This is a genomic window from Anaerosporobacter sp. (genome assembly GCF_965301125.1).
In genome coordinates, this window is sequence record NZ_CBDLAM010000079.1 from 1 (window position 1) to 16,499 (window position 16,499).

The following is a 16,499-nucleotide window of genomic DNA, read 5'->3' on the forward strand; positions in this document are numbered from 1 at the left end:
TAAAATAACTCTTAATTGTAGATGAATGGGTTGCGTTTCATTTTACAATTAAGGAAAAGAAGGTAATATGCAAAATTATATATCGCATATTACCTTCCTTTTCTTCTATCTATAGTCTCTTACGGCCAGTATATCCATAATCAATTAATACAGGGACTTCGTCTACTATACCCCAACTAGATCTTCTAACTAAGTCTCCTCTAGCTAGCCCATACTTTCTTCTTATATCAACAAAATAAGGACGCTCTACTAATTGTCTCATATCCCTGACATCATAATATTGTATTACTTGACTAAGACTTAATAATTTCTCGCCTTTTTTCATAATAAGAAACATAGCATCCTCAGACATAGTAAGTATTGGAGCAAATAGAGCAGTATGTTCTTGGTTATAGACATTATATTCAACCTTATTTTGGTAAATACCACCTCTATTAATTGCGGCCTTTACTACATATCCATTGTTTAGATCAAATACACTTCTTGATGACCCTGACCCTATATAAATATACGTACCATGTCTTAATTCTTTTTTAATAACTTCAAAATCAATTATATACTTATCCATTTCATAATCACATCAATACTTACTCATTAACAATATATTCGACTTATTATGAAAATGTTCGACTTTTTCACTATTTTCACTAATTTCTCAGCTTTATTATTTTATGTCTTTATTCTAATTCAAAAGCACCCGTATACAATTGATAGTATTTACCTTTTTGTTCAATCAGTTCATTGTGATTGCCTCGTTCCACAATTCTACCCTGCTCTAATACCATGATAACATCAGAATTCTTAACTGTAGATAATCGATGGGCAATAACAAATACCGTACGTCCTTTCATCAATGCATCCATACCACGTTGTACAATTACTTCTGTACGAGTATCAATAGATGAGGTAGCTTCATCAAGAATCATAACAGGTGGATCAGCAACTGCTGCACGTGCAATCGCAAGTAACTGTCTTTGTCCTTGAGATAGATTAGCACCATTACTTGTTAGTGGTGTTTCATATCCATTAGGTAGGCGAGTAATAAAATCATCTGCACCAGCTAACTTCGCTGCTTCGATACATTCTTCATCTGTAGCGTCTAACTTACCATAACGAATGTTATCCATTACAGTTCCCGTAAAGAGATTGGTCTCTTGCAGTACTACACCAAGTGAACGACGTAAATCTTCTTTTTTAATTTTATTGATATTAATGCCATCGTAACGAATCTTACCATCTGCTATATCATAAAAACGATTGATTAGGTTAGTGATTGTAGTTTTACCAGCACCTGTAGCACCTACGAAGGCAATCTTTTGACCTGGCTCAGCATATAAAGTGATGTTGTGTAATATGGTCTTATTCTCTTCATATTCGAAATCTACATCAAACATTCTTACATCGCCTGTTAGTTTTGTATAAGTAACACTTCCATCGCCATGAGGATGTTTCCAAGCCCACATTCCTGTACGTTCTTTACATTCCACAATCTGGCCATTTTCTTCTCTTGCATTTACTAAAGTTACATATCCATGATCTTCTTCTGGCTCTTCATCAACTAATTCAAATATACGCTTTGCTCCTGCAAGACCCATGACTACGGAATTAATTTGATGGGATACTTGATTTATATTACCAGCAAACTGTTTTGTCATATTAAGGAATGGAACTACTATACTTATAGCAAAAGGAAGTCCTGATATACTTAGATTTGGTGCTTTAGACAATAATAGCAAACCACCTGATAAGGCAACAACTACATAGAGAATATTGCCGATATTGTTTAGTAATGGTCCTAATGTATTAGCGTATTTATTGGCAAGCTGTGAATTTTCAAATAATTTGTCATTGATTTTATCAAAACCATCTTTACTTTCTTCTTCATGACAGAACACTTTAATTACTTTCTGTCCATTCATCATTTCTTCAACAAAACCTTCTACTTCTCCAAGGGCCATTTGTTGACGGATAAAATATTTGGCTGAATTGCCTCCTACCTTTTTCGTTAAAATCATCATAATGATAACTCCAACTAATACAACAAGGGTCAACCATATACTATAATACATCATGATACAAAAAACTGTTAAAACAACAATACCCGATATCATAAGCTGTGGTATACTCTGTGATATCAACTGACGTAATGCATCAATATCATTTGTATAGTAACTCATGATATCTCCATGATTATGTGTATCAAAATATTTAATAGGTAGATTTTGCATTCCGTTAAACATCTTCACACGAAGTTTCTTAAGAGATCCTTGTGTAATAACTGCCATTAAACGATTATAAGCAATGGAAGCTATTAGAGAAAGTACATAGCATGTAATCAATAAAAGTACCAGTTTCATAATTCTACCTGAAACTGCACTCCAATCTCCAATCCTCCATGTTTCTTCTATGGCAGATATAACATTTTGCATGAAGATTGCAGGAATTGAAGAAACAATTGCATTGAATATAATGCAAACCAATACAACTGGTAATAATACTGGATAGAATTCAAATAAAGTCTTAATTAAACGGCTCATTACACCTTTTTGTTTCGTAGTATTATTTTTCATCTTGTTCACCTGCCTTGTTCTGAGATAGGTATACTTCTCTGTATATCTGATTGTTCTTTAGTAATTCAGAATGCGTTCCGATACCATTAATGGATCCACCATCCATAACGATAATACAGTCTGCATCTTCAACAGATGCTGTTCTTTGGGCAATTATAATTTTCGTTGTATCAGGAATGAACTCTTTAAATGCTTTACGAATCAAAGCATCTGTCTTGGTATCTACAGCACTAGTGGAATCATCCAAAATCAAAATCTTTGGTTTTTTCAAAAGAGCACGGGCAATACACAAACGTTGCTTTTGTCCACCAGACACATTGCTACCCCCTTGTTCAATATGAGTATCATATTTATCTGGGAATCCTTGAATAAATTCATCTGCTTGTGCTAATTTACAAGCTTCTATTATTTCTTCATCCGTTGCTTCTTTATTTCCCCATCGTAGATTCTCTTTAATTGAACCAGAGAATAGTACATTCTTTTGTAATACTACTGCTACCTGATTACGAAGAGTTTCCAAATCGTAATCTTTAACGTCAATACCTCCAACCTTAACAACACCTTCTGTGGCATCATAGAGCCTTGGAATTAATTGAATCAATGAGGATTTCGATGAACCTGTACCACCAATAATACCTATGGTCTCACCTGAGTTAATATGTAAATCAATATTTGATAAGGACATCCGTTTTGCTTCATCTGAATATTTGAAACTTACATTTTCAAAATCAATCGAACCATCTTTAACGACTTTCTGTCCATTTGGCGAACTAGTAATACTACTATCTTCACTCAAAACTTCTAGGATACGATGTGCTGATTCACTTGCCATTGTAAGCATAACAAATACCATAGAAAACATCATTAAGCTGTTAAGAATCTGAAAGCTGTAAGTTAATAACGCTGAAAATTGTCCCACATCTAGGTCAGCTCCCCTAGAGCTTATAATCGTATACGATCCAAATGATAGTACGAAAGCCATTACCGTATATAAACAAAATTGCATCAATGGGTTGTTGATTGCCAATATCTTCTCCGCTCTAGTAAAGTCGGCACATACATCCTCTGCTGCATTATTAAATTTCTTCTTCTCGTAATCTTCTCTTACGTAAGATTTAACAACACGCATACCTTTTACGTTTTCTTGTATGGAATTGTTTAGCGCATCATACTTACGAAATACTTTCTTAAACAACGGCATAACTTTCCAGATTACAAGAAACAGACCAACTCCAAGTACTGGGGCAACGAATAGGAAGATAAATGCCATTTTTCCTCCCATAGCGAAGGCCATGACAAATGAAAATATTAACATTAACGGACATCGAATAGCTAAACGAATAATCATCATATATGCATTCTGCACATTCGTTACATCTGTAGTAATCCTAGTAACCAATGATGATGTTGAGAACCGGTCAATATTTTCAAATGAATATGTTTGTATTTTATAATATAAATCTTTTCTTAGATTGCGTGCAAAACCACTTGAAGCCGTGGCACTTGCATAACCTGCAATCACACCAAATGTAAGTGATAACCCAGCCATAATTACTAGAGCAATTCCATATGTAGCAATAACACGAAATTCACAACCTGCTTTGATTTCATTAACAAGCTTAGCAATAATAAATGGTATGATACACTCAATCAACACCTCTAATGAGACAAACACGGGTGATTTAATAGAATCCTTCTTAAATTCCCGTATAGATTTTGCTAGTTCTTTATACATTGATTCTTCTCATCTCCTTAGTAATTTTTAGTCAAAAAAAAAGCGAAGCCAGACTTAAATCCGGACTTACGCACTAGCTACTCGATTCTTTTATTATAGAACGTATTTTTGTATTTGTCAAATTCTAATTTACTAAAAATTAGTTTCCATGTAGTGAAGCAGCTAAATCCATATCTTCATTGATTTAACTGCTTCACATATATTAAGAATTAAAAAGGAATTATAGACATATTACAAACCCAGATATGCCTTCTTCACCTTCTCATTATTCAACAGTTCTTTCGCATCTCCACTCATGGAGATATGACCTGTCTCTAATACATAAGCACGGTCAGCTATAGAAAGGGCCATCTTTGCATTCTGTTCAACCAGTAATACCGTAATTTCTTGCCTATGTACCTCCCTAATTATGGCGAATATTTCTTTTACTAGCAAAGGAGAAAGCCCCATAGAAGGTTCATCCATAAGGATTATTTTTGGCTTACTCATTAATGCACGCCCTACTGCTAACATCTGTTGTTCACCACCAGATAATGTGCCTGCTAGTTGCTTCTTACGTTCCTTAAGTCTTGGAAAACGTTCAAATACTTCATTAATCGATTCCGATATCTCTTCCCTGTTATTACGAATATAAGCACCCATCTCTAAGTTTTCAAAAACAGTCATAGAAGGAAATATGTGTCGTCCTTCCGGAACATGTGCCATTCCTAGCGTGATAATCTTACTTGCTTCTGTTTTTATTAAGTCCTTTCCATCATAACTGATGATACCACTAGACGGCTTTTTTAGTCCTGTAATTGTATGTAAGATTGTAGTCTTGCCAGCACCATTGGCACCAATTAGGGATACAATTTCACCATCATTAACAGTTAAACTTACATCATGAATGGCATGTATGGCGCCATAGCTAACATTAATATCTTTTAATTCTAACATAGTGCTGCTCCCTCCTCTTCATCTTTACCGAGGTATGCTTCAATAACATGCTGATTGTTAGCAATCTCTTCTGGCGTACCTGATGCAATTGTTACACCGTAATCAATAACCTGAATTCTTTCACAGATTTTCATTACTAAACTCATATCATGTTCTATTAACAATACGGAGATCTTAAACTTATCCCGAATTACATTAATGATTTCTAATAACTCTGCTGTCTCAGTTGGATTCATTCCCGCTGCTGGTTCATCAAGCAATAAGAGTTTCATACCCGTTGCTAAAGCACGTGCAATCTCTAGTCTTCTTTGCTGTCCATAAGGAAGATTTTGAGCTACATACTCAGCCTTATCTTCAAGATGCACAATTTTTAGTAGTTCCATTGCCTTTTCCCGAACTTCTTCTTCCTGCTTCCAATATGTTTTCGTTCGCAAGATAGAGGCAACTAGGGAATAAGACATATGCATGTTCATTGAAACTATCACATTCTCGATTACTGTCATCTTCTTAAATAATCTTATATTCTGAAAGGTTCTTGAGATTCCTGCTGCTACAATCTGATGTGTCTTCTTGCCATTCATCTTCTCACCATTCAGATAAAATGATCCTTCTGTAGCCTGGTATACTCCCGTTAACAAATTGAATACTGTAGTTTTTCCTGCACCATTGGGTCCAATCAACCCAAGTAGCTCACTTTTTCCAATCTCTAAGCTGAATGAATCAACTGCCTTTAGACCTCCAAAAGTGATTCCTAAATTCTGCACTTTTAAAACTGGTACATTATCGTTACTATCATTATTCATTCGCTAGACCTCCCTTCTTATTCTTACTGAATAGATTCCTGATGCGTCTTACTATTCTAGTCAACGAGAACTCCCAAGTTCCAAAGATACCACCTGGTTTAAAGATCATTACCAATACTAAAACGATGGAATATGCTAACATACGATAACTAGCAAACGAACGCATAAGTTCTGGTAACGCCGACAGAAAGGTCGCTCCAATAATAGAACCTGTCAAAGAACCAGTACCACCTATAATAACTTCTGTTAACATCTCGGCAGAATAGCTAAAGTTAAAGTTGGTTGGAATCATAGCAGTCATATAATGGGCATACATTGCTCCACCGATACCTGCAAAGAAAGCTGAAATCGTAAAATTCAATACTTTATAGAATGTAACATTAATACCACTTGCACTTGCAGCAATATAATCTTCTCGAATCGCTATAACGGTTCTACCAAAACGAGATCTAATATACATATACATAACTACCACACATACTACCATTGCCCAAAAGCACCAATAAAAACTGGATAATTTGGTTATACCACTCATTGTTCGACCAGAACCAGTGATCTTGAAATTACAGAATGCTACTCTAATAATTTCTGCAAATGCAACTGTTACAATTGCCAAGTAGTCACCTCGTAAACGTAGTGCTGGTATACCTACCAAAACACCCGTAATTGCAGCTGCAATACCGCCAACGAAAAGTGCAATAATAAACAAAGCTATATCTGGTACCCCATAACTAGCTAATGCATTCGTGACGATTGCGGAAGCGTACGCCCCTACTGACATAAATCCAGCATGCCCAAGTGAGAACTCCCCCATATACCCAACTAAGAGATTTAAAGAAGTTACCATAATAATGGTATAACATGCAGTCGTACATATACCTTTAATATAAGTTGTTCTAGCACCTAATACTCCAGATTGAAATGTTGTGTATAGTAGGAAAAATACCACTAGTATTCCAACCAAATTTATCAAGTACGATAGTTTCTTTTTCTTTGCCATACCACTCACCTACACTTTCTCACCAACATTTTTACCTAGAATACCTGACGGTTTTACTAATAATACTATAATTAGCAGACTGTATGTAATTGCTTCATACCAACCAGGAGCTATATATACTTTAACGAATATCTCAACTAAGCCTACGATAATTCCACCTAACATTGCACCTGGAATACTCCCAATCCCTCCAAGTACTGCTGCTATAAATGCCTTAAGTCCCATCATAGATCCCATGTCTATTGTACATCTTGGATAGGTCGAACAATACATCAAAGCTGCAACAGCTGCTAAACCAGAACCAATTGCAAATGTCGTTGTAATAATTTTATTCACATTAATCCCCATCAAGATAGATGCCTGTTTATCTTGAGGTACCGCACGCATTGCTTTACCTAACTTAGTTTTCTTAACAAACAACTGTAACCCAACCATTATTACAATACCAATTGTGATTGTTAATAGGTATTTACATTGTAATCTTGCACCGAAAAATTCAATAGAAGGAAGTGTAAAAATAGCTCTTACAGATTTAGGGTTTGCTCCGAATAATACCATTGCTAAGTTTTCCAAGAATAAACTCATTGCTAATGCAGTGATTAATGCCGACATCGAACCAGCGCCACGAACAGGGCGATAAGCAATAACTTCAACTAATACACCAACGATTACACAGACAATTACAGCAAATATAACTGCTAACCAAGCTGGCATACCTTGATTGACCATCAACGGAACAGTATAGAATAATGTATACGCACCTACCATGATAAAATCACCATGTGCAAAATTAATCATACGGATAATACCATATACCATGGTATATCCCAGTGCTATCAGTGCGTATATAGCACCTTGATTAAGACCGTTTATCAAACTTTGAAAGAATAAGGACACTACCGAACACTTCCTTTCTAATTCATTTATTTTCCTTCTGGAGTAAGAGTCTTAAACCATTTCACTTTACCATCTTCATAAGTATTAATAACAACGCTCTTTGCAGGATCTCCATTCTCATCTAATGTAAATGTTCCACCTACACCAGTGAAGGTCATGCCTGTCATACCTTTTACTAAGGATGCTGTATCAGATCCACCACCATTTTTTGCAGCTTCAACTAACATGTAAATCGCATCGTAATAAAGCGCTGCACAAGCATTCATACTTTCTGCTCCATATTTTTCAGTGTATTTTGTAACGAAGGATTGAACAGCTGGTGCTGTATCCTCGGATGAATAATGATTTGTAAAGTAGCAGTTATCAAAATACGTTTCAAGTCCAGTAGTATCACTGCCGTCCCAACCATCACCGCCCATGATGATTCCATCAAAACCAGCATCTCTTGATTGTTGTACTAATAAAGGTACCGTATCAAGGAAACAAGGGTAGAATAAGAAGTCTGCACCTGATGCTACAGCTTGAGAAGCTTGTGCTGTGAAGTCTGTGTCTTTTGTAGTACACTCACCTGTGTATACGATTTCAATTCCAGCCGTTTTAGCATTATCAACGAAGGCATCTTTTAAACCATTGGAATAATCATCATCTTTAGCGTAGATAATAGCTACTTTTGAAGCACCTTGTTCTTTCGCAAATGCTGCAGCCATCTTTCCTTGATATGGATCAATGAAACAATCGCGGAATATTGTAGGGCCAACTTGTGTCACTTTATAATTAGTGGCACCAGTTGCCAATAATAACATTCCACTCTCATTCGCTAATTCAGCCATAGGAAGAGTTACAGAGGAGAAGAATGCACCTACAATGGCTTCTGGTTTTTCTGGTTCCAAGCTGTTATATGCATTAATTGCTTGCTTTGAATCACTAGCATCATCAACTACTTTACCTCCATTAACAATCTCTACCTTGTATGGACTATCACTGCTATTTATCTCTTCTGCCGCCATTGTAATTGCATTCTGTGCACCTTCCCCATAGATAGCAGAACCGCCAGTTAATGAACAGATAACACCGATTCTTATTATGTTATCTTCACTTCCTGAAGATGCAGTAGAACCACTTGTAGAACTGTCACTATTATCAGAACTCTCATTCGTCTTACTAGTATTCGTATCTTTTGTTGATGAATCATTACTACAACCTACTAGCATGGTACTTACCATTGCTACACTTAGCAAAATACTTAAGATCTTTTTCTTCATAATTCATTCCTCCTGGATATTTATTTTCTATAAATCGCCTGAATTAGACGTATTTATCACTATTACACGCAAAAAGATTCCGCCATAAATGACGAAACCTCTTTGTTTCTTACTCTTTACAATATTCTTTTAAACTAAGAACTTATCTTTAACCATAAGTTTAATTAACTCGACACATTGTTCATATGAGTACCCTGCTGTATTAATGCAAATATCATAATTATAAGGGCTTTCCCATACTCTATTAGTATGATATTTATAATATTCTTTTCGGAATTTATTATTATTAGTAACGTATTTCTCTGCATCTTTTAAAGAGATTCCTTGTCTTTCAACCTCCCTTTGTATACATATTTCTTCTGGAGCATAGATAAAAACTTTTAATACATTGGGATAATCTTTAAGAATATAATCGCATGCTCTTCCTACACAAACATAGGATTCTGTCTGGGCTAGTTCCTTAAGTACCTTGGCTTGATAATTAAAAAGGTTTTGATCTGATACAAAGTCATTACTTTCTGGTGGAATTAATTCCCCATTGTATACCTTCTTTGATACTCGATATAAGAGCTTTGTCTTAGTAACTTCATCAGCTCGAATAAATAGCTCCTCACTGATACCACTATCTTCTGAAGCTAATTGCAGTAGCTTTCGATCATACCGATTGATTCCATAGTGCTCTGCTAGCATCTTACTGATTGTGGTTCCACCACTTCCGCATGTTCTAGTTATTACAATTACGAACTTCTCCATAGTCCTCCCCCTTCCAGATGGCTAAATTATATTAACTTTTACATTGAATAGTTTTTCTCAATTACTTTATCGTACCAATCCTTACATAGTTCAAAATGATTTAAAGCATTCACAATACACAAACGCATGAGCTCTAATAGATTTACATGAAACTGCAAATCGATCCCATCAATTGCGTATTCTAGCCATCCATACATATCAACCATACCACAACTCGATGCCATTTTAATGGCTTCAATCTCCATCTCCTTTGAATGAATCCATTCTGGCTTTTTATGTAACCAAGCTACAGCTGATATTAAAGCTTCCACGCCCCAATGGGATATGGTAGCTGTTATTATGTAGTCTGCGGCAACTTCAGAAGCACTGCCTTCTCCACATCCACAACTACAACCCTCTTTTTCCATATACGGAACATATTTTTGTAAATGCTCTTTCATTGCTCCCATACCAAGTTCATTACCTAAATCTCCAATAGCAATATTCAAAATACCAGCATCCTTACATTTTTTGAACAAGATATCAGTTTTTGCTTCTAGTTTAGTAAGATCGAACCCTTTCGCATTATGATAAACTCCTTTACAATTGGCACCTGGTGCTTCAATGGCGATCACTGCCTTAGGCGGTAACGTCTTCATAATATCTTCCGCCTGTTCTTCTGCCCTAGTGCTATTCTTCGTAAATAGAATACGTCCCACTGCGATTGGCATGGTTTTTATCTTATTCGGTTTTTCATATAGATGTAGACCTACAACATCCGCTAGTTTTTCTACAGCATTATCACACTCCTTCGGACAGATAATAATAGGTTTGGCATCATATACCTTTACTAACATTCTTGCTAGTAACATTGCTCCTATAATACCGTCCATTTCAGCATGTTTATGAGGCATTAATACAAAACCAGTTATAATATATACAAGGTCATCTTTCTTTATCGTGGAATCTAATACCTTTGCGCATCTCATAGCAATTGGTTCACCCATATATTTTCTTGAACCTTCGTATAGTATTCTACATACACCATATCCTCTTGGATCCAAATTCATTAACTGATCTAGATTCTCTCCAACATTTAATTCCGCTAATTCCTCTGCATTCATAACTGCCTCTCAATCAATCCACAATAGCTACGAAATTCCGTCATCAGATTATCTTGTAACGCATTAATTAATTCAGGCGCCTTCCCACCGACTGGTTTTCCTTCAAAGGCGTCTGCTACTAAACAGAAATTGCTTGAACTTGTTACAATGACTTCATCTGCTTCCAGGAGTTCATCCAGTGTATATGTAGTTTCTTCTACTGGTATATGCAGTTCCTTACAAGCCTTAAACAAATGTCTCTTGGCGATGCCATCTAAGATATAACAATCATTAGGGTGGCTCTTTAGAACTCCATCCTTTATAATTGATACATTACTGTGGGCACATTCTGTAACAATAGTATCTCTGTGAAATACCGTCTCAAAACACCCCTCTTCACTTGCTTTTTGTGCTGCCATAACAGCTGGTAAGAGATTCAAAGTCTTAATATTACAATGAAGAAATCTAGTATCTTCCATAGATGTAAGCTTAATCCTCTCTTTTAAATCATTAAATTTCAATGGCATAATCATAATCCAGAGGTTAGGATTAACTTTAGGAAATGCATGATTTCTAGTTGCCGTTCCCCTAGTGACTTGCCAATATACAAAGAGATTTTCTCCATCAACCTTATTAACCATGTCTTGCAATATTGACTTAAGTTCCTCCTTAGTAAAAGGTAAATCAATCTTAATCAAGGAGGAACTATGATAAAAACGGTCAATATGCTCATCCACAAGATAAATCACATGATTAGTACAACACGTAGCATCATAAACACCATCTCCAAAAAAATGTACTCTGTCATTCATCGGAACCGTCATCTCCTCAAGCGGTCCAAATGCTCCATTATAGTAACCTAGATTTTCCATTTCTCTGTACTCCTCTCTATTGCTATAAATTCTAGGTAATTGCGAAACTCTTTGTAGTGCATAAAGGAATATCAATGTGTTTTATGTCTGTCGTTACAGTTTGTCGAATTGTGTGTACGTCACATACAATGTTCTTTATTGTATGTGTAAGTCACACGATTTTAGACAAAGTGTAGTAGACAGCCTTAAAACACAGATATTCTTTATGCACGGAGAAGAGTTTCGCAATTACCTAGTTATAAATACAAAAGAACAACACGAATGAGAACGGACTTCGCTGTCCTCACTTGTGTTGTTCTTTTGTATAATTTATTCGCTTATTATATAAATATGAACATGAAATGTAAATCTTTTTTTTCAATTTCCTGTTTTTCTTTTGAAATTTATTACATTTGCTAAATTTTACTAATTAATTTTACAATATACATAATAAATTATCACTTTTGAACTTTGTTCATTCTTTCAACCATTACGACCATCAGCACTACAAATATCACGAGATAAAACGGATATAATTTAATACTGATATTTTCTGCTAGAAAGCCAAAAATAGGTGGCATGAATGTACTTCCTACATATGCACAAGCCATCTGCATTCCCATTATCGATTGAGACTTATCTGCCCCAAAGTGCTCTGGCGTTGCATGCAATAAACTTGGATAAATAGGTGCAAGGCCTAAACCTAGTAAAACTAATCCAACGAGGGTCATCGCATTATTTAATGGTAACAACATAACTACAATCCCAGCTACAGCAAGTAATTGACCTAGTCTTACCATGTTCTTATCCCCTAATTTATCTGTAATAAACCCACTTATTAACCTTCCTACTGTAATTCCTAAGTAGAATAATGAGGCCCATTTAGCTGCAGTTTGTGCGTTTATTCCTTTATATAATACCATGTAACTACTAGCCCACAAACCTGCTGTTGCTTCAACTGAACAATAACATAAAAACGCTATTAATATAGCTTTTGCTCCTGGTAAACTAATCGTCTCTTTCATACTAAGACTCTTAGCTTCTACTGTCTCATCATCATTCTTCTCCTTTTGTTTTACTTTCCAAAGAGGTAAGGAAAGAGTAAGACAAATTACAAGAATAATTTGAATTATACCAATGGTTTGATATCCTGAATTCCATTTTAGTCCGTTAGTTAAACAAAGCCCCATAATGAACGGTCCTGCTGTGGCGCCAATTCCCCAAAAACAATGCAGCCAACTCATATGTCTTGACTTATAGTGCAAAGCCACAAAGTTATTAAGCGCTGCATCCACACTTCCTGCACCTAATCCATAAGGAATCCCCCATAAGCATAATTGCCAAAATGAATCAGAAAACGAAAATCCCATCAAAGCAATCGCTGTCAACGAAACACTTATGGTAGTTACTAGACCTGTTCCCAATCGACGTATTAATTTATCACTTACAAGACTGGATACAATTGTTCCTCCCGCAATTATCATACTAATTATCCCCGCATATGAAACGGCTACGTTAAATTCTCCATACATAGTAGGCCATGCTGAACCTAAAATTGAATCTGGTAATCCCAAACTTATAAAAGCTATGTATATCACCACTAATAATATTGACGTCATTTAATATCTTTCTCCTTTGCATTTTATCTGTTATAATAATATTCTAAAAACTATATAAATTATATAACGATATCCGTTAACTTATATAACAATAGTATATTTTTATAGTTATACATCACTTAGAAAGGATACTCTTATGGTAGAAATCAAAGTCACTAGTGACTTTTCAGAAATAGTTTCCTATAATTTTGAAAATTTTTTAGTTTGTGCTAAGAAAAATTGGCTATCTAATTATCCAAATATGACTGCTGTCAGCCATTGGCATAGTGATATAGAATTCATTATCGTATTACAAGGTAAAATATTATATTCTGTGAATGGGAAAGATCAATTACTTGAAAAAGGACAATGCATATTCGTTAATTCAGGACAATTACATTCATCCCATGCTGTAAACGGATGTGATTGTAAATTTCTGTGTTTATTGTTCCACCCTTCTCTATTCACAACTGTAGAGCAAATTAAGGATTCTTATGTAAAATCCATTAGTCAGAATCAAAATATACCTTATTATCTATTATCCCATTCGGTAAAATGGCAAAGTGAAGTAATTATTAAATTACAAGAAATCTTTGAGTTATGTCAGACTTATGATTCTGGCTTTGAATTAATTGTATTAAGTCATCTTTACTCTTTATGGCATACTCTATATCAAAACCTATTAAGTACTTCACCTAATGAGGGATTTATAGTTAATAAGCGGCTAGAGAGTCTCCATTCCATGATTGGCTATATTCAAAATTGTTATTCAACCAAATTAACTCTTGAAAAGATTGCATTAGCTGGTTGTGTATGTAGGAGTAGCTGTTGCGATATATTTCAGAGTATTCTAGGAATTACGCCAATACAATACGTTACAAACTATAGAATTGAAAAAAGCATTGAATATCTTAACAATTCTACTTTATCAATTACTGAAATAGCTATGCGCTGTGGATTTAATAGTTCTAGTTATTATACCGAACTCTTCCACAGGGAATTAGGTTGCACACCTTCAGAATATAAAAAACGTATACTTAATTCTACATAAAAACATGAGGCTTTACAAAAGCCCCATGTTTTTTATTCTCCTACACCTTTGTCCTTACTCTTAATCAAAGGTAATATTGTTAATAAAATTAAGGCGCCAAGTATTATATATCCCATACTGTTAGATGCTGCAAATCCTTTTGGAACTGTACCTTTAACAACACCAAATACTTGAAGAATAATACCAAGTAGCCCTATGATTGAACCTCCAGCTACTAGCCCTGATGATAAACTGATTCCATTTCCTACTCTAGCTTGTTTTTCACTCTCTGATTTTGATATTTTTTCTATGAATAGACGAACTAATGCACCTATTAAGATTATTGAAGTAGTTGATATCGGAAGATAAAATCCTATTGCAATAGTCATAATTGGAAGTTTTAACATGAACAATACAATACCTATTACTGCTCCAACAATAATCATATGCCATGGTAATTCACCTGACATGATTCCTGAAGTTAAAGTTGATATTAAATTGGCTTGTGGTAATGCAAAAGGTACGTTATCTCCAGTCATAGTAAGTTGATTTGATAATAATAAAATCACACCTACTACCACAGCAACACCTACTGTACTAGCAATGAGAAAATATTTGTCCATCTCCTTCTTATCCCCACCAATAATGAAGGCAACCTTTTGAGATTGACTATATCCACCTGCCACAGAAATAGCTGTAACTATGAAGGTACCAAACAAAAGTAATGACTTATTATGTTCAGGGCTAACCCAACCCATAATAACAAAAAGTAACGTAACAATTACTAAGGAAGCTATGGTCATACCTGATACAGGTAAATTAGATGTTCCAATTGTTCCTGTCAATCTGCCTGATACAATAACAAATAATAAAGATAAAAATAATGATAGTATGGCACCGATTATAGCCATTGCAATATTTCCACCTGATATCAAAAATGCTGCTACAAATCCTACTACGATACCACCAATTAGTATCCAGGTAGCAAATGATGATTGTTCTGAATCTTTTTCTGATTTTGCACTTACCGTTTCTTTAATAGAAACAACTATTGTTGGTATCAGTTTTATCGCACCAATTAAACCACCAGATAACATCATACCTGCACCAATATACTTAACATAACTCCCTGCAATGTGGTTTACTTGCATACTATGAAGTGCCACGTTAGGATCATTCCATACATGCTCTCCTACTGTAGCGAAGTCTGAGAAATAACTAATAAGTGGCATAATCGCAAAATTGGCCAATACGGAACCTGCAAACATAGTCAATGAAACATCAAGACCGACTATAAATCCAATTCCTAATAATAGTGGATTTGCCTCTATTTCTAATTTCCATTTGTAGAATTTCTCATTCACATAACTTATTACATTATTCGCTACATTAAGAAAGGAACCTGTGAAAACAGTAATAATTCCACCGACTGTAAAACCAATTCCCATATACTTCATGGACTCTCCAGCGCCTTCTGATGCTACTAGTGTTTCTGATATTGCCATAGATTCTGGATACATTAACTTTCCATGTTCTTCTACAACCAAATTCTTATAAACAAGGGAAGAGATTCCCATTCCAAATAAAACGCCACCTATACTTACAATAAATCCTTCAAAGAATGTTATGTTTCCTCCAATTAAGAGAATTCCAGGTAGCAGATATATAATACCGCTTGCAATTGACTCTCCACCACTTGACATTCCTTGCACAAGGTTCTTACCAAGAATCCCTTTTTGCTTCGCGAATATAGCAATAAATGCGGAACCAATAATTGAACCTGGTATACCAGCAGCTACTGTTAGACCTGATTTCATTCCTGAGTAAGCAGTGGATGCCGAGAATAAAGCTGCTAATATAATTCCAATAATTAATATAGCAATACTTCCACCCGATTTAGAGCCATTAGAAACATACGGAACATAATTCTTCCCATGTACTCCACCATAAGCTTCTTTCTCTAATTTTTTATGCATATTCAC

The 16,499-nt window shown here is 35.2% G+C and carries 14 protein-coding genes; 1 reads left to right on the forward strand and 13 read right to left on the reverse strand.

What is annotated here, in order from left to right; genetic code table 11:
- Positions 1-109 precede the first annotated feature (109 nt).
- The 12 genes from ACW2QF_RS10200 to ACW2QF_RS10255 all read right to left on the reverse strand — a co-directional run bounded on the left by ACW2QF_RS10200 (position 110) and on the right by ACW2QF_RS10255 (position 13,508).
- Positions 110-568 carry a hypothetical protein gene (locus ACW2QF_RS10200; protein WP_455715897.1) on the reverse strand — a complete coding sequence of 153 codons (459 nt, stop codon included), beginning with the start codon at positions 566-568 and terminating at the stop codon, positions 110-112.
- Positions 569-677: 109 nt separating this feature from the next.
- On the reverse strand, positions 678-2,570 hold the full coding sequence (locus ACW2QF_RS10205; RefSeq protein ID WP_455715898.1) for an ABC transporter ATP-binding protein: 1,893 nt from the start codon (positions 2,568-2,570) through the stop codon (positions 678-680).
- A complete protein-coding gene (locus ACW2QF_RS10210; RefSeq protein ID WP_455715899.1) occupies positions 2,560-4,305 on the reverse strand; it encodes an ABC transporter ATP-binding protein in 1,746 nt (581 codons plus the stop codon). Before ACW2QF_RS10210 ends, ACW2QF_RS10205 begins: the two co-directional genes overlap by 11 nt.
- A 231-nt stretch (positions 4,306-4,536) precedes the next feature.
- The gene (locus tag ACW2QF_RS10215) at positions 4,537-5,241 is read right to left on the reverse strand and encodes an ABC transporter ATP-binding protein (protein ID WP_455715900.1); all 705 of its coding nucleotides are present in this window, start codon (positions 5,239-5,241) and stop codon (positions 4,537-4,539) included.
- On the reverse strand, positions 5,235-6,044 hold the full coding sequence (locus ACW2QF_RS10220) for an ABC transporter ATP-binding protein (RefSeq protein WP_455715901.1): 810 nt from the start codon (positions 6,042-6,044) through the stop codon (positions 5,235-5,237). The genes ACW2QF_RS10215 and ACW2QF_RS10220 overlap by 7 nt, the downstream gene beginning before the upstream one ends.
- Positions 6,037-7,044 (reverse strand): branched-chain amino acid ABC transporter permease, encoded by a 1,008-nt coding sequence (locus ACW2QF_RS10225; protein WP_455715902.1) that lies wholly within the window; start codon positions 7,042-7,044, stop codon positions 6,037-6,039. The genes ACW2QF_RS10220 and ACW2QF_RS10225 overlap by 8 nt, the downstream gene beginning before the upstream one ends.
- Positions 7,045-7,053: 9 nt before the next feature.
- Complete coding sequence (locus ACW2QF_RS10230) at positions 7,054-7,941, reverse strand: branched-chain amino acid ABC transporter permease (RefSeq protein ID WP_455715903.1); 888 nt, start codon at positions 7,939-7,941, stop codon at positions 7,054-7,056.
- A 26-nt stretch (positions 7,942-7,967) separates the two neighbouring features.
- Positions 7,968-9,203 carry an ABC transporter substrate-binding protein gene (locus ACW2QF_RS10235; RefSeq protein ID WP_455715904.1) on the reverse strand — a complete coding sequence of 412 codons (1,236 nt, stop codon included), beginning with the start codon at positions 9,201-9,203 and terminating at the stop codon, positions 7,968-7,970.
- Between the two features lie 129 nt (positions 9,204-9,332).
- Positions 9,333-9,956 carry a cytidylate kinase-like family protein gene (locus tag ACW2QF_RS10240; protein ID WP_455715905.1) on the reverse strand — a complete coding sequence of 208 codons (624 nt, stop codon included), beginning with the start codon at positions 9,954-9,956 and terminating at the stop codon, positions 9,333-9,335.
- A gap of 38 nt (positions 9,957-9,994) precedes the next feature.
- Positions 9,995-11,059 (reverse strand): DUF4392 domain-containing protein, encoded by a 1,065-nt coding sequence (locus ACW2QF_RS10245; RefSeq protein WP_455715906.1) that lies wholly within the window; start codon positions 11,057-11,059, stop codon positions 9,995-9,997.
- Positions 11,056-11,910: an aminotransferase class IV gene (locus ACW2QF_RS10250; protein ID WP_455715907.1), complete on the reverse strand. Its 855-nt coding sequence runs from the start codon at positions 11,908-11,910 to the stop codon at positions 11,056-11,058. Before ACW2QF_RS10250 ends, ACW2QF_RS10245 begins: the two co-directional genes overlap by 4 nt.
- Positions 11,911-12,347: 437 nt before the next feature.
- Positions 12,348-13,508 (reverse strand): MFS transporter, encoded by a 1,161-nt coding sequence (locus ACW2QF_RS10255; protein ID WP_455715908.1) that lies wholly within the window; start codon positions 13,506-13,508, stop codon positions 12,348-12,350.
- A gap of 136 nt (positions 13,509-13,644) precedes the next feature.
- On the opposite strand from ACW2QF_RS10255, the gene ACW2QF_RS10260 reads away from it, so the two are divergent.
- Positions 13,645-14,538 (forward strand): AraC family transcriptional regulator, encoded by an 894-nt coding sequence (locus ACW2QF_RS10260; protein ID WP_455715909.1) that lies wholly within the window; start codon positions 13,645-13,647, stop codon positions 14,536-14,538.
- A 32-nt stretch (positions 14,539-14,570) separates the two neighbouring features.
- On the opposite strand, the gene ACW2QF_RS10265 is transcribed toward ACW2QF_RS10260, so the two are convergent.
- Positions 14,571-16,499 (reverse strand): OPT family oligopeptide transporter (locus ACW2QF_RS10265; RefSeq protein ID WP_455715910.1); only part of this gene is annotated, 1,929 nt, incomplete at its 5' end.